The 14,444-nt window shown below is 68.8% G+C and carries 13 protein-coding genes; 4 read left to right on the forward strand and 9 right to left on the reverse strand.

What is annotated here, in order from left to right:
* Positions 1 to 14: 14 nt before the first annotated feature.
* The 4 genes from AC1D1A_RS08410 to AC1D1A_RS08425 form a co-directional block, all read right to left on the reverse strand.
* The gene (locus tag AC1D1A_RS08410) at positions 15 to 1,376 is read right to left on the reverse strand and encodes an MBL fold metallo-hydrolase (RefSeq protein WP_476886778.1); all 1,362 of its coding nucleotides are present in this window, start codon (positions 1,374 to 1,376) and stop codon (positions 15 to 17) included.
* Positions 1,377 to 1,406: 30 nt separating this feature from the next.
* The gene (locus AC1D1A_RS08415) at positions 1,407 to 1,709 is read right to left on the reverse strand and encodes a rhodanese-like domain-containing protein (RefSeq protein ID WP_028275958.1); all 303 of its coding nucleotides are present in this window, start codon (positions 1,707 to 1,709) and stop codon (positions 1,407 to 1,409) included.
* Between the two features lie 140 nt (positions 1,710 to 1,849).
* The gene (gene nhaA / locus AC1D1A_RS08420; RefSeq protein WP_476947504.1) at positions 1,850 to 3,232 is read right to left on the reverse strand and encodes a Na+/H+ antiporter NhaA; all 1,383 of its coding nucleotides are present in this window, start codon (positions 3,230 to 3,232) and stop codon (positions 1,850 to 1,852) included.
* A 136-nt stretch (positions 3,233 to 3,368) separates the two neighbouring features.
* The gene (locus tag AC1D1A_RS08425; protein WP_223914733.1) at positions 3,369 to 4,166 is read right to left on the reverse strand and encodes an alpha/beta hydrolase; all 798 of its coding nucleotides are present in this window, start codon (positions 4,164 to 4,166) and stop codon (positions 3,369 to 3,371) included.
* Positions 4,167 to 4,421: 255 nt separating this feature from the next.
* On the opposite strand from AC1D1A_RS08425, the gene AC1D1A_RS08430 reads away from it, so the two are divergent.
* Positions 4,422 to 5,528: a GTP pyrophosphokinase gene (locus AC1D1A_RS08430; protein WP_223914734.1), complete on the forward strand. Its 1,107-nt coding sequence runs from the start codon at positions 4,422 to 4,424 to the stop codon at positions 5,526 to 5,528.
* Positions 5,529 to 5,699: 171 nt separating this feature from the next.
* Here the strand turns inward: AC1D1A_RS08430 and AC1D1A_RS08435 are convergent, their stop codons facing one another.
* Together AC1D1A_RS08435 and AC1D1A_RS08440 are read right to left on the reverse strand one after the other, a co-directional pair.
* Positions 5,700 to 5,984 carry a DUF1540 domain-containing protein gene (locus AC1D1A_RS08435; RefSeq protein WP_028275954.1) on the reverse strand — a complete coding sequence of 95 codons (285 nt, stop codon included), beginning with the start codon at positions 5,982 to 5,984 and terminating at the stop codon, positions 5,700 to 5,702.
* Positions 5,985 to 6,110: 126 nt separating this feature from the next.
* Positions 6,111 to 7,631 (reverse strand): SulP family inorganic anion transporter, encoded by a 1,521-nt coding sequence (locus AC1D1A_RS08440; protein ID WP_476947505.1) that lies wholly within the window; start codon positions 7,629 to 7,631, stop codon positions 6,111 to 6,113.
* A gap of 250 nt (positions 7,632 to 7,881) precedes the next feature.
* Here AC1D1A_RS08440 and AC1D1A_RS08445 point away from each other — a divergent pair, with 250 nt between their 5' ends.
* The gene (locus tag AC1D1A_RS08445) at positions 7,882 to 8,967 is read left to right on the forward strand and encodes a bile acid:sodium symporter family protein (protein WP_476947506.1); all 1,086 of its coding nucleotides are present in this window, start codon (positions 7,882 to 7,884) and stop codon (positions 8,965 to 8,967) included.
* Here the strand turns inward: AC1D1A_RS08445 and AC1D1A_RS08450 are convergent.
* From AC1D1A_RS08450 to AC1D1A_RS08460, 3 genes are all read right to left on the reverse strand, one after another.
* Positions 8,964 to 9,539, reverse strand: a complete 576-nt coding sequence (locus tag AC1D1A_RS08450) for a LacI family DNA-binding transcriptional regulator (RefSeq protein ID WP_476947507.1) — start codon at positions 9,537 to 9,539, stop codon at positions 8,964 to 8,966. The genes AC1D1A_RS08445 and AC1D1A_RS08450 overlap by 4 nt on opposite strands.
* Before the next feature lie 81 nt (positions 9,540 to 9,620).
* Positions 9,621 to 10,241 (reverse strand): GNAT family N-acetyltransferase, encoded by a 621-nt coding sequence (locus AC1D1A_RS08455; protein ID WP_476947508.1) that lies wholly within the window; start codon positions 10,239 to 10,241, stop codon positions 9,621 to 9,623.
* The gene (locus AC1D1A_RS08460; RefSeq protein WP_476947509.1) at positions 10,238 to 12,244 is read right to left on the reverse strand and encodes an FAD/NAD(P)-binding protein; all 2,007 of its coding nucleotides are present in this window, start codon (positions 12,242 to 12,244) and stop codon (positions 10,238 to 10,240) included. The genes AC1D1A_RS08455 and AC1D1A_RS08460 overlap by 4 nt, the downstream gene beginning before the upstream one ends.
* Before the next feature lie 241 nt (positions 12,245 to 12,485).
* On the opposite strand from AC1D1A_RS08460, the gene AC1D1A_RS08465 reads away from it, so the two are divergent.
* Complete coding sequence (locus AC1D1A_RS08465) at positions 12,486 to 13,583, forward strand: amino acid ABC transporter permease (protein ID WP_476947510.1); 1,098 nt, start codon at positions 12,486 to 12,488, stop codon at positions 13,581 to 13,583.
* Positions 13,580 to 14,440, forward strand: a complete 861-nt coding sequence (locus tag AC1D1A_RS08470; RefSeq protein WP_476859542.1) for an amino acid ABC transporter ATP-binding protein — start codon at positions 13,580 to 13,582, stop codon at positions 14,438 to 14,440. The genes AC1D1A_RS08465 and AC1D1A_RS08470 overlap by 4 nt, the downstream gene beginning before the upstream one ends.
* The last annotated feature ends 4 nt before the right edge of the window (positions 14,441 to 14,444 follow it).

Genomic DNA, 14,444 nt, shown 5'->3' on the forward strand with positions numbered 1-14,444 from the left:
ATCACTGCCGGCGCTCAGGCCGCAGTGGTGTCCAGCGCGATCCCCGCGGACGCGGCATGGGCAAACCTGGCGTCGATGTGGACCACGTCCCGGCCTGCCCGTTGCAGGAGGCTGGCGGCGACCCCGGCACGGTACCCGGAGCCGCAGTGCACCCAAAGTTTCCCGGCGGGAATGTCGCCGAGGCGCAGCAACAGTTCGTGCAGCGGCACGTTGACCGCGCCCACCACGCGGGCGGCAGCGAATTCGTCGGCCCGGCGCACGTCCAGGACAGTGTCCTCAGGCGCCCGGCCGGCGAGCATGCCGTCCCAGCCCACGCGCGGGTAGGAGGCGAGGCCGGCCTGCGGGGCGAGGGCGTGCGGCTCGGAACCGAGCGCGGCGTCGGGGGATTCGATGCCGATCCGGGCGAGGTCGCGGATGGCGTTCTCAACGTCTTCCCGCGAGCCCACCAGGGTCAGCGGTTCGCGCCACGGCAGCACCCAGCCGAGATAGGTGGTGAAACTGGAGCCGGAGCCATACTCAAAACTGACGCTGCCCTTGAGGTGGCTGTTGGCGAACGCCACGCGCCGGCGCAGGTCCACCACCCACTCGCCGCCGTCCAGGCGCCGGGTGAGTTCGGCGGCATCGAGCGATGCCGGAACGGCCAGCTCGGCAGGGCCCGGGCCCCGGACATTGGCCGGGCTCATGTGCGCGTAGTAGGAGGGGTGGTCCGTGAGGTTGGCGATGAGCTGGCGGACGAAGTGGTCCTCATCGGGGTCCGTCAGGGCGTGGTTGGCGGCAAGCTGCTCGCCGATGGTGGAGGACCGGGCACCGCTGGCGGGTCCGGAGGAGCAGAACGAGCCGAATCCGTGGGTCGGGAACAGCGCCGCGTCTGGGCCGGCCTCGGCGGCGAGGCGACGGACCGAGGCGTACTGGTCGTGGGTCAAGCCAACGGTGTCCGCCTCGGCGACAAGGTCCGTGCGGCCCACCGAGCCATACAGGAGGCTGCCGCCCGAGAAGACGGCCTGCTTCCCGCCGTCGTCCACGATGAACGACAGGTGGGTATGCGTGTGCCCCGGCGTGGCGACCGCCTTGACCGTAAGCGAGCCCACGCGGACCGTTTGGCCGTCCGTGATGGGAGTGCGCTCGAACCCGACGGCGTCCGCGGCGTTGACGAGATAGCTGGCGCCGTGGGCGCGGGCCAGGATCAGCCCGCCGGTGATGTAGTCATTGTGCATGTGCGTTTCGGCCACGTGCGTGATGGCTACCCCGGCGTCACGGGCGGCCGCCTCGATGCGGTCCGTGTCGCGCTGCGGGTCGATCGCCAGCGCCACCGAGCCGTCGTGGACCAGGTAGCTGCGGTCCCCGAGCTGCGGGGTCTCGATGACGATGACTTCCATGGTCCCTCCGGTGCGGTCAGCCCTTGAAGGTCAGCCCCGGTTGACGGGGTGTCCCTCGTCCTGCCACTTCATGATCCCGCCGGTGACGTTGACGGCGTCGTATCCCTGGTCCTCCAGGTAGGTGGCGGCCTGGGCACTGCGGCCCCCGGCGGCGCACATGACGTAGACCGTGCCGCTGGCCGGGACCTCGGCGAGGGACTGGACGAACCGTGAGAGCGGGATGCTCCGGGCGCCGGGAACGCGGACGGCGACGTATTCGTCTTCCTCGCGGACATCGACGATTTCGGTGGCATCGCCCAGGGCGGCCAGGTCCTTGACGGAAATGCTCTTCATGCCTGTTCCTTTCGCGGGCGCCAGACGGCCCGGCGCGCGTATTCCAGCTCAATCATGATACCCCTTGGGGTATCATTGACCCTCCGGACGGCCCCTCCCGCCACACCCCTAAATATAGCCCGTCGGCCTGGCCTGCCAACCTAGCCTGCGGGGCGGTCCTGCTGGTAGACGTCCGGGATGCCGTCGTGGTCCGAGTCGACCTGTTCCGCCTCCTCCGCACGCCGGTACTGGTGGTTGCGTGTCCGGAGCACCGTGGTGGCGAGGAGCGCGGCGAGCAGTGAGGCCGCGAGGATCCCTACCTTCGCGTGGTCTTCATGCGCAGTGCCCTGGCCGAAGCTCAACTCGGCAAGCAGCAGCGAGACCGTGAAACCGATGCCGGCGAGGATGGCGAGGCCGAAGACGTCAATCCACTTGAAGGACCCGTCCAGGCGGGCCCGCGTGACTTTGGTGATGAGCCATGTGGTGCCGAGGATGCCCACCGGCTTTCCGGCAACCAGCGCCACGATGATGCCCACCGCCACGGGGTCCGTCAGGGCGGCACCGAGGCCCTGCCAGCCGCCTATGGCCACCCCGGCGGAAAAGAACGCGAAGACCGGGACGGCGATCCCGGCCGAGATGGGGCGGAACCGGTGTTCGAAAATCTCCGCCAGGCCCGGGCCGGCTTCAGGGCCGCCGCTGGCCTTCGAACGTTTGACGGGAATGGCAAATCCGAGCAGGACCCCGGCCACGGTGGCGTGGATGCCTGATGCGTGCACGAGGGCCCACGTCGCGAAGCCGAGCGGCAGCAGGATCACCCAGGCTGCGGCTGCGTGCGTGCCGAAGAACCGCCGGTATTTGTGCGCCAGGAACGTGTAGAGGCCCAGCGGGAGCAGGGCCAGCAGGAACGGCTCGGGGTGGAGATCGCTGGTGTAGAAGATCGCGATGATGGCGATGGCCAGGAGGTCGTCGACGACGGCGAGGGTCAGCAGGAAGATCCGCAGCGCACTGGGCAGGTGGGAACCGATGAGCGCCAGCACCGCGACAGCGAAGGCGATGTCGGTGGCGGTGGGAATGGCCCAGCCGTGCAGCGTTTCGGGACCGGAGAGGTTGATGGCCGCGTAGATAAGCGCCGGAACGGCCACACCGCCAACGGCGGCGGCCACCGGAACCACGGATTTGCTCGGCTCGCGCAGGTCGCCGGCGACGAACTCACGCTTGAGTTCGAGCCCCACCAGGAAGAAGAAGATGGCCAGCAGGCCGTCGGCGGCCCAGGCGCCCAGGCTCAGGTCCAGATGCCAGGGCGCGTAGCCGATGGTGAAGTCGCGCAGCGCGAAGTAACTCTCCGAGGCCGGGGAGTTGGCCCAGATAAGGGCCACCATCGCCGCGGCGACCAGCAGGGCGCCGCCCACAGTTTCCTTGCGGAGGATCTCGCCGATCCGCAGGGCCTCGGCATAGCTGCCGCGGCCGAAAATGGTGAGGCGGGGCGGCGAAGGAGGAGGCGGTGTTGGTGAAGAGGGTGTTGGCGAAGGGGGCAGGGCGCTCATGGGATCCTCAAAATGGGGTCGACGGAACTATGCCGACCAGACTTCCCGGCGCACCTGCGCTCCAGTCTATTCGCTTTCGCCGGCCAGGGGATGCCGTCAGGGACACCGGGGCCCCATCCCGGCCGCCGGGCGGACTTCAGACCAGCAGCTGCTGCACGAGTTCACGGCATTTCCGGTACGCGGGTGCCTTTGGGTCGATGAGCGCGAAGTGGTCGCCCGGGACCTTGAGCAGCTGGACCGGCGCGCCGGCGGCCTTGGCTGCGCCGGCGTAGGTCTCGGACTGGCTCACCGGCACGGTATCGTCCTCCGTGCCGTGAACGGCATAAACGGGCACGCCCAGCGGCACCGCACTCATGGGGTCGGCAAATTTATGCCGTTTGGGATATTTCTCCGACGAGCCGCCCAGGAAGTTGCTGACGGCACCGTTGCTGAGGTTGAGCCGCTCGGCGGCCGCGAGGTTAAGTACCCCCGACTGGCTGACGACGCCGGTGAGCTGCACCGCGCCGTCGTCGTCGCCCCGACGCGTCAGCTGGCGGTCCGCGTCCGGGGCACCAAGCCCCGCGAGCCGGCGCCGTCCCGCCGCCCAGACGGCGAGGTGGCCGCCTGCCGAGTGGCCCAGGGCCACCACGCGGTCCAGTCCCAGCCCGTGCTCGTCGGCCAGTTCACCGAGCTTGTCGATGCCGGCCAGGACGTCGGCGAACGTGTTGGGCCAGCCTCCGCCGTTGCCGGCCCGCCGGTACTCCAGGTTCCAGGCCGCCATGCCGTGCGCGGCGAGGTCCTTGGCAAGGGGCTCCCCCAGTTCTGCGCCGTACTGCGAACGCCAGTACCCGCCATGGATCACCACCACCACGCCCTTGGGCGCGGCAACATCCGGGAGGAAGAGCTCACCCCACTGGCTGGGGTCCTCGCCATATTGGTACTTGTGCCTCTTCACAGCGTCCTCCTTGGGGCCCGGTGAACAGGCGGCGGAGACTGCCCCCAGAGTCACCGCCGCTGCGGCCGCGATCATAGTCCGCCGCCGCATTTCAGCCATATGCTGAGCCTACCTTGGGCACCAAGCGGCCCAGCGCAGGCCGGACCCCTCGCATGCCGGACCCCGCCCTTGCCGGCTGCGCTGCCCTTGCCTGCGGGCGTGCCCGGCGTTGCCAGCCTGCGGGCCGGTGTCGTTGGTGCGCCGTAAGCTGGATCCATGGCGAGCAACTGGGACCGTTTGGACGTGAGCCTGCGCGATTCCGTGCAGGAGAACGTGGAGTTGTACGAGCGGGTCCGGCCTGCCCTGAAGCTGGTCACCCGGGAGGTCCTGCTCACGCTGCGGACCATGCTCAAGGACACCGAAGTCACGCCGTTGTTCGTCACCGGACGCACCAAGACCGTTGAATCCTTCCGCGAGAAGATTTCCCGCATTGAGGAACCACTGGAGCCGGGCGGGCCACCCGTGCTGAAGTTCCCGGACCCGTTCCGGACCCTGAATGACATGGTGGGAATCCGTGTGATCACGAAGCTGCCGGCGGAAAACGCGGTGGTGGCGAATCTGATCAAGCGCCAGCGCCAGCTCTTTGACTGCCGGGGGGACCGGGAAAAGGACATCGGCTCGATCGAGTCCGGCACATACGGCTACTCCAGCCGGCACCTGATCCTGCGGACCATCCAGAACGAGGCCGTCAAGGACTACCAGCTGGCCTTCAACCCGGACGTCCCGCCGAACGGCAGCTACTTCTTCGAGTGCCAGATCCGCACCGTCTTCGCCCACGCCTGGAGCGAGATCGAGCACGACATCCGGTTCAAGGCCGAGGACCCGCGGGCCTGGACCCCGCACTTCGACCGCCAGTTCACCGCGACGGCCGCCATGCTGGAGACCGTGGAGAGCGCGTTCTCGGACCTGCACGAACGCTACGAGGAGGTCCGCGGCTACTGGGACATGGACGGTGAGGGTGCCGCGCAGCTGACGCCCAACCGGATCCGCGACGTCTGGCGGACCCTGCTGCCGCACGTGGACCGGAAGGTCGACGACGACTGGGGCTGGGCCGCGGAGCTCATGGCCGCCCACGGCCTCAACCAGACCATGCAGCTCGCCGGGCTGCTTAGCGCCAACCGGATCACCGAGGTCCGCAAGGCCCTGGACCACCGCTACTCCCCCGGGCCGGACCGGCTGCTCGATGACCTGCTGCTGTGGCAGTACGGCACCGAACACATCGAGCTCACCGCCGAGCCGGCCGACGCCGTCCCGCACCCCCGGCGCGACAGCCTCCTGCGGCGGCTCAAGCAGATCGAACGGTACCGGCTCACCCAGGGCTAGCGCGCCTGCCTCAGCGGATGCCCTCTGCCACCACCGATTCTCCCCACCTTTGAACCAGCGACGCCGGGCCTCACCGGCGGTTCGGCCCGACACGCCGGGTGCGGCGACCAAAGGTGGGGAATTTCAGCGCCAGCGGGGCGGATGTTCGATGGACGCGGACGGCGGGTGCGGCTACGTGTGGGCGTAGGTGAGGCAGTCGGCGTTGTCGACGCCCGGACCCACATGAACTTCGGGCGCCTTGCACATCAGATGGTCGTTGTGGGTGCACTCGGAACGCTGGCAGGCGCCGACGTCGGCCAGCACCTTGGGGAGCCCGCCGTGCACCCCGATGTCTATGAAGGTCGCGCAGGAGGCATGATCTGCGGCGCCGCCGACGGTAATGGCGGCCGCGTTGCAGTGGGAGTGGTCATTGAAGGAGCAATTGCTCACGCTGCAGTCGGCTACGTGCGTCGTCATTGGATTTCCTCCATGCTCCGGCCACCCGGACGGGCGGCGCCGTAAATCCACGCTAGGCCGCACCAAGGCAAACAAAAAGACCCAAACGTGTGACCTAATATCGGCCCGACCGGTCGCGCCGCCCGGTCAGTTCCCCGCGCCGAGCTTGCCGGCCAGGCGTTCGCGCATCAGGGCGCTGGCCTGGTTCAGGCCCACGACGTCGACGCTCTTGCCGTGCTGCCGGTACTTCTCCGTGATGGCATCCAAAGCGGCGATCGTGGAGGTGTCCCACAGGTGGGAGTCGCGCATGTCGATGACGACGCGTTCGGGGTCCAGTGCGTACTCGAACTGTGTGTAGAGGTCATTCGCGGAGGCGAAGAACAGCTCGCCGTCCACACGATACGTGGCCCGGCCGCCGTCGTGTTCCGTCACGGTGCGCTCGACTGTGACGAAGTGGGCCACCCGCCTGGCGAACAGGACCATCGCGACGAGTACGCCCACGCCGACGCCGATTGCCAGGTTGTGCGTGGCAACGGTGACCACCACCGTCGCTGCCATGACGGCGGTTTCGCTCTTGGGCAGGGCCCTGAGGGTGGCGGGCCGGATGCTGTGCCAGTCAAAGGTGGCAACTGATACGAAAATCATGACGGCCACGAGCGCGGCCATCGGGATGAGGGACACAATGTCTCCGAGTGCCACCACGAGGATGAGCAGGAAGACGCCGGCCAGAAGGGTGGAGATCCGGGTCCGGGCGCCGGAGGCTTTGACGTTGATCATGGTCTGGCCGATCATTGCGCAACCGCCCATGCCGCCGAAAATGCCGGTGACAATGTTCGCGACGCCCTGCCCCCAGGCCTCGCGGGTCTTGACTGAACGCGTGTCCGTGACGTCATCCACGAGCTTCGCGGTCATGAGGGATTCAAGCAGGCCCACGAAGGCCATGGCCAGCGCGAACGGGAAGATGACCTGCAACGTTTCGAACGTGTTCGGCACGTTGGGCAGTGACAAAGAGGGCAGCGAATCCGGCAGTGCACCCTTGTCCCCCACAGTGGGAACGACGACGGCGGCCGTCACCGTGATGAGCGTCAGGGCCACAATGGCCACGAGGGGTGCGGGGACGGCTTTGGTGAGCCTGGGCAGGCCGAAGACGATCAGCAGGCCCAGCGCGGTGAGCGGGTAGACCAGCCAGGGCACCCCGATCAGCTCGGGCACCTGCGACAGAAAGATCAGGATGGCCAGGGCGTTCACAAACCCCACCATGACCGGGCGGGGGATGAACCGCATCAGTTTCGCCACCCCGGACAGGCCCAGCACGATCTGGAAAATGCCGGCCAAAATCACCGCCGCCACAAGGTAATCCAGTCCGTGGGACTTCACCAGTGGGGCGATCACCAGGGCGACGGCGCCGGTGGCCGCAGAAATCATCGCCGGACGGCCGCCGACGAAGGCGATGGTCACTGCCATCGTGAAGGACGCGAAGAGCCCGATCCTCGGGTCCACGCCGGCGATGATCGAGAAGGCGATCGCCTCAGGAATCAGCGCCAGTGCCACCACGAGGCCGCCCAAAACCTCGGTCTTGAGCCGTCGCGGGGACGTCAAGGCGCCTCGGACCGATTGCAGTTGCGCAGGCGTGGCGGCCGGGGCCTGCGCGTCGATACTGGTGGCCATCGCTGGCTCCGTTCGTGGTCAAGGAGGCCGAACGGCCTCCAGATGTCAAAGAATGTGCAGAAATCAGGGAAGGTGGGGCGCTGCGTCGCGCCGGGGTGGGGAGTTCGCCTTTCGGGCTCACCCACGCAATGAACCCTACCCGTCGGATTCCCGCCCGCACTGCCCGCACGGCGGCCTAAAAATCTGACATATTTGTCCGACAGGTGGTCACGAAGTGGCACCCCGTGGACGCCGGTGGCACCATTCTTGGATGCTTGAGGCAACTAAAACTTCGAATACCGCCCGGGACGCGGGCACTGCCGCCGACGTCCCGGCCAATCCCGCCCTCGCCGCCGAGGCAAAGATTGCCCGCATCGCGGTGACGGTCTTCCCGGTCCTTGTGGTGGTGGCCGGACTCGCCGGCTTCCTGCTCCCCGGCGCGTTCAAACCCCTCGCCCCCAGCGTGCCCTTCCTGCTGGGCATCATCATGTTCTGCATGGGCCTGACGCTGACGCCGCCCGATTTCGCGTCGGTGGCCAAGCGGCCCTGGGCCGTGGCCCTGGGAATTGTGGCGCACTACGTCATCATGCCGGGGGCCGGCTGGCTGATCGCCGTCGGCCTCCACCTCGAGCCGGAGCTTGCGGTGGGCCTGATCCTGGTGGGCTGCGCGCCGTCGGGCACCGCCTCCAACGTGATGGCGTTCCTCGCCAAGGGCGACGTCGCCCTGTCCGTGGCCGTCGCCTCCGTGTCCACCCTGATCGCGCCGATCGTGACGCCGCTGCTGGTGCTGTTCCTGGCCGGCTCGTACCTGAACATCGACGCCGGGGGCATGGTCCAGGACATCGTCAAGACCGTCCTCCTGCCGGTCATCGCCGGACTGCTGGCCCGCCTCTTCCTCAAGAAGCTCGTGGCCAAGGTCCTGCCCGCGCTGCCGTGGGCCTCGGCCGTCGTGATTTCCCTGATCGTCGCGATTGTCGTGGCCGGCAGCGCCAGCAAGATCGTCGCCGCGGGCGGCATCGTGTTCCTCGCCGTGGTGCTGCACAACGGCTTCGGCCTGGGTCTGGGCTACCTGGCCGGCAAGCTGGGGCGCCTGGATGACAAGGCGCGCAGGGCCCTCGCCTTCGAGGTCGGGATGCAGAATTCCGGCCTGGCCGCCACCCTCGCCACCGCGCACTTCGGCGCGCTGGCGGCGCTGCCGTCTGCGGTCTTCTCCCTGTGGCACAACGTCTCCGGCGCGATCGTGGCCGCGTGGCTGGCCCGGCGTCCCCTCCGGGAGGCCGCAACCCCGGAAGCCGCACCGGAGGCCGCAACCCAGAACACGGCACCGGAGGCCGCGCTGAAAGCCGAAGGTTCCTAACCCCGCAACTGTGCCAGCAGCAGAATGACGGCGCGCCCGGCCAGGATCTCGGGGGTGTCCGTGCCGGCGGGGACCACCTTGTGTCCGCCCTGGCCAGCAAGGCTGCCGGGCCCGGCGTCGTCCGTGATGAACACGTGGGGCGTGCCGCGGCCAGCGGGCTCTGCCATGGCGCCGGAATCGTCGTCCGTCTTCGGCGCGCTGGTGTGGATCACGCCGTCGGCTCCGCCGGAGAGCATGAACTGCCGCCAGTTCCCGCCCAGCAGGATGACCGGCTGGTAGCCGTGCTCCGGCAGGATCCTGGCCAGCACCGTGGCGATGGCCCTGTCCCGGGGCTGCTCGAGGTCCGGGACGGCCACGGCCACCAGCTCCGTCCGGCCCCGGCGCATTCCCCGGGCGGCACTGTTGGCCACATAGCCAAGTTCGCGGACCGCGGCGTGCACCCGGTCCTGGGTGGCTTCGCTGATCCGGGTGGTACCGCCGGAGCGGCCGGAGAGCACATAGGAGACGGTGGTCAGGGAGACCCCGGCCGTCTGCGCGACATCGCGGATGGTGGGCTTGGATCCAGGCCGCACTGATGACTCCCGGCTGTTTCTCCGCCGGGTCCGCGGCGGCTCGTGAAAACGTTGTTTTAGGGCAGACCCCCTGTGTGAACTCTAGCCCGAAGCGCCGGTTCCCGGCCCACGCCGACCAAGCAGCGCAGCGGGGTTCGCGGCGGGGTTTGCGGCGGGCAGGTCCTTGGTGAATGCCAGCGGCCCGATGGTTTCCGGGTCGGCGGAGAGATCGAACTGTGCCTCGTAACCGGTGCTCAGGTAGAGGTGTTTCGCCTCCGGCTGGCGCGGGCCGGTTGTCAGGTAGACCTTCCGGTAGCCGCGACGGCCGGCCAGCGCCTCCAGCTCGGCAAGGACAAACCGGGCCAGTCCGCGGCGGCGGTGCGCTGAATGCGTCCAGATCCGCTTGAACTCGGCGGTCTGCGGGCCGTGCCGGCGGAACGCGCCGCCGGCCACGGATTCGCCGTTCTCGCGCACAATCAGCAGGGCCCCGCCCGGCGCGGCGAATTCCTCGGCCGGGTAACGGTTGAGTTCCTCCGCGGCGGCCCCGCGGCCAAAGAGGCTGCCGTAGCGGGTGTCGTATTCGACCGCGAGCTCGTCCAGGAGCGGACGGACCCTGGGATCGCTCATGGGGAGATTGAGGACCGTCAGCGCGGCGGTGTCCACGGGCGGGGTGTCCACGGGCGGGGTGTCCACGGGCGGGGTGTGTAGTGGGGACGGGGTCATGACGGGTCCTTTCCGCCGGCGGCGGCCTGCGGCACCGCCCGGCCGGCGTCCGTTTGATCGTTGTTCGCCAGGCCGCTGTCGGCCGGGCCGCTGTTGGGGTTCGCCAGCAGGTTCAGGACTCGCCGGGCCAGGGCATCGTTTTCGCGGAACGGCGCGGCGTTGGTGCCGGGCCGGGCGAAGGCGCCGGCGCCCCAGCCGGAAGTACCGGGCCCGACGCCGAACAGCCGTTCGCGCCGCTCCCCCACCGGACTGATGAGCTCGTTGTGGGCGGACACCAGGAGCCGTCCGGTCGCGTGCGTGCCGTCGGCAGTGAGGAGCTGCTGTTCAGTGCCTAGCCCGGAGGCGTGCAGCTGGCGCAGCAGCGGGTTCGCGGAGCGGGCCACCGACGGCGCCGGGAGCCGGGCCTCGATCAGGGCCGGCGCTGACACGCTGATCCCGGATTGGGCCGAGCGGGCGACGAACCGGCCCGAGTACTCCGCGGCCTCGATCTCCAGTCCCGGGCCAATGAACTGCAGCAGACCGGCCCGGTGGATCGCCAGCATCTCCCGCAGCCTGCGCGGCGGCGGCCCGGAGTCGACGAAGCTGAAGAAGCCGTGCCACCAGCCCTGGACCTCCCGCTGCGACCGCGCGTTCAGCCGCTCGGACGGCACCAGCCGGCCCAGGTCCATGTAGGACTTCAGCAAGGAAGTGAACAGGGCCAGGGTTTCCGAATGGTCCGGCCCGGTGCGCAGCTCAAGGTCGCGGCCAATGTACGCTGCCACCGCCGACTGGAAGTCTGCGTGGCCGGCGAAAACGCGGCCGGCGAAGGGATGGTCCAGCCGTTCGAGGTCCAGGTGGAGCCCTGCGTCCGGGACGGACCCGGCGACGAGCCGCCGGCGCTCCTGGCTGTACCAGTCCGCAGCGGCGAACCGTTCGGCGAATTCCCGCCAGCCCATCCGGACCCGTTCCGGGTAGCCGGTGAACAGCTCGCGGTAGTACGCGTAGCCGGCGTCCTTGGCGATCAGGGGCCACAGCTGGGCGCGGAAGTCCACCTCGCCGGGCGCATCCAGCAGCGCTGTGACGGCGTCGGCCGTGAAGAACGCCGGCTCGCCCGCTGCGTCGCCGCGCAGGGCGGACGTGATCTTGGAGTGGTAGGGCACGCCGCGGCGGGAGCCGGCCCACAGCCGCGGCTCGGCACCGGAGGGCACGTAGCGCAGGCCGCCGCCTGGCAGCTCCTCGAACCTGCCGCCGCGGCCCTCCATGAGCAGGACCAGCAGGTCCACGAAGGCCAGGCCCATGCCGGAGACAATCACGTCCTGGCCGGCGGCGAGGGGTGAGTAGTCGACGTCGGTGGTGTAGCTGGGCGCCGCGTGGAACGCACCGTGCCGGGCGGCAAAACCGGCCCACGCCGCAGACTCCTCATTGGGCAGCGAATCCGTGTGCCCCAGGGAGGCGATCACGACGTCGGCGGGCAGCACCGCGCCACCGGCCAGCCGGACGCGGTAGCGTTCCGGACCCTGGTCGGCTTCATGCTGCACCGGCTCGACGGCGGACGCCGTGTCCCGGTGCACGGTGACGGTGGTGTCCGGTCCGAGGGCGGCGACGGAGCGGCGGAAGAACCATTCCAGGTAGACACTCTGCAGCTGCCGAGTGGGGAAGGTGGCACCGGTGAGGGCGGCCAGCTGGCGCCGGAGTTCCGCCGGCAGCTCCGGAACATCCGCGATGGACCCGTCCAGGACCCCGGCGGCCCACTTTGCCAGGCCGGGGCCGTCGACTGCGGGTCCCTCGCATTGGACGGAGGCATCCGTGAACATCGTGACGTCCGCCGCCGCGGAGTTGAGCATCAGCCCGGGATGCTGCTCGTAACGCCAGATCCTGCCGGCACCCGGGGTGTGCGGCTCCACGACGTGGATCTGCAGGGCGCCGTCGAGCAGCTCCGGCCGGTTGGCGGCGAGGCGTTCCAGCAGCCCGGCCGCGCGCGGGCCGCCGCCGATGAGGACCACGGATCGGGCATTCACTGGCATGACGGTCTCCTGGCTCGGGTGCGGAGCCCTCATGCTAGGCACCCGAAATGGAGCCGGTCGAGGCGCCGGTCACGGCCGTTCACCCCGCGTAACGCGACGTAAATCGAGGCAAGAATTCGTCGTGTGACGCCGTGCGAACCTGCGTGAACGTATGCAACCTGCCGCCTTGCCGCGCGTTTTCGCACGGCCCTAGATTGGCAGCCAACTACCCCCACAGCAACTGGAAGAAGCGAGGTGGCGCATGAGTTCAACAGCAACCCCGGTGGCACAGTCCGCCCCGGAGCCGGCGTCCGCCGGCATCGAATCCGCACCCGAGACCGCGGAGGTCCGGCCCGCAGGACCCGTACCCGCCGGCGAGCGCGCACCGGCCGGAACAGTCGGCTCCGGTTCGGTGGGCCGCAAGGCCGCAACCGACTACGCCGACTACCGGCTGGTCCCGGCCCGCCACCCGTGGCGCTGGGTGGGCACCGCCGTCGTCGCCGTGGGCGTGGCCGGCATTGCCTGGTCGCTGGCCACCAACCCGCGCTGGGAGTGGGGCGTGGTGGCGCAGTGGTTCACCGCGCAGTCGATCGTGAACGGCCTGCTGGAGACCCTGAAACTGACGGCGATCTCCGGGGCGCTCGGCTTCATCCTGGGGTTCATCCTGGCGCTGATGCGGCTGTCCGCGTCGCCCCTGCTGGTCTCCGTCTCCTGGACGTTCTCCTGGATTTTCCGCTCCACGCCGCTGCTGGTGCAGATGCTGCTCTGGTACAACCTGGGCTACCTCTACGAGAAAATCAGCCTGGGGCTCCCCTTCACGGACGTGCGCTTCTTTGAGGCGCAGACCACCACCCTGATCAGCCAGTTCGCCGCGGCAGTCCTCGGCCTGACCCTGAACCAGGCCGCCTACTCCGCCGAGATCATCCGCGGCGGCATCCTGTCCGTGGACCAGGGCCAGCTCGAGGCCGCAACCGCCCTGGGCATCCCGGCCTGGCGGCGTTCCACCAGGATCGTCCTGCCCCAGGCCATGCGGGCCATCCTGCCCACCGCCTTCAACGAGGTGATCGGCCTCGTCAAGGGCACCTCGATCGTCTACGTCCTGGCCTATTCCGAGCTGTTCTACACCGTCCAGGTCATTTACAACCGCACCCAGCAGGTCCTGCCGCTGCTGCTCGTGGCCACGCTCTGGTACATCGTCATCACCTCGGTCCTGAGCGTCTTCCAGTACTACATCGAGCGGCACTACTCCAGGGGCGCGGTCCGCACGCTGCCCCTGACCCCGCTGCAGAAGGCCCGCAAATTCCTCGCCATCCATACGCCCGCCGCCCGGGAATCGAACCAGGAAAGGGGCACCCGATGAGCACCGCACTCCGTACGACCACCCAGACCCCGTCCGCGGCCGCTGCCACGGACGCCGTAACCACCCGCGGCCTTGTCGAGATCACGAAGGTCCGCAAGTCCTTCGGCGCCGCGGAAGTCCTCAAGGGCATCACGCTGACGGTCGAGCCCGGGGGTGTCGCCGTGATCGTCGGACCGTCCGGATCCGGCAAATCCACCCTCCTGCGCACCATCAACCACCTCGAAAAGGTCGACGCCGGGTTCATCGCGATCGACGGCACGCTGGTGGGCTACGAGGTCCGCGGGCGCCGGCTCCACGAGTTGCGCGAAAAGAACATCCTGAAGCAGCGCACCGAGATCGGCATGGTGTTCCAGAACTTCAACCTCTTCCCGCACCTGACCGCGCTGGAAAACGTCACCGAGGCACCGATCGTCGCGCCGCGGACCGGAAAACCCCGGCTCTCCAAGACCGAGGCCCGCGACCGCGGGCTGGAACTGCTGGACCGCGTGGGCCTGAAGGACCGTGCCGGCGCCTACCCGCGCCAGCTGTCCGGCGGCCAGCAGCAGCGCGTCGCGATCGCCCGGGCGCTTGCCCTGGACCCGAAGATCCTGCTCTTCGACGAGCCCACGTCGGCCCTGGACCCGGAACTGGTCAACGAGGTCCTGGACGTCATCCGCGGGCTGGCCAAGTCCGGCACCACGCTGATCATCGTCACGCATGAGATGGGCTTCGCCCGCGACGTCGCCGACACGGTGGTGTTCATGGACCAGGGCCAGATCGTCGAGCAAGGCACACCCCAGGAAATTTTCACCAACCCGCGCGAAGTTCGCACCCGGAGCTTCTTCTCCAAAGTCATCGAACCCGCTTTCAACATCTAAGGAA

The sequence above is a fragment of the Arthrobacter sp. P1_B9 genome, assembly GCF_056406495.1.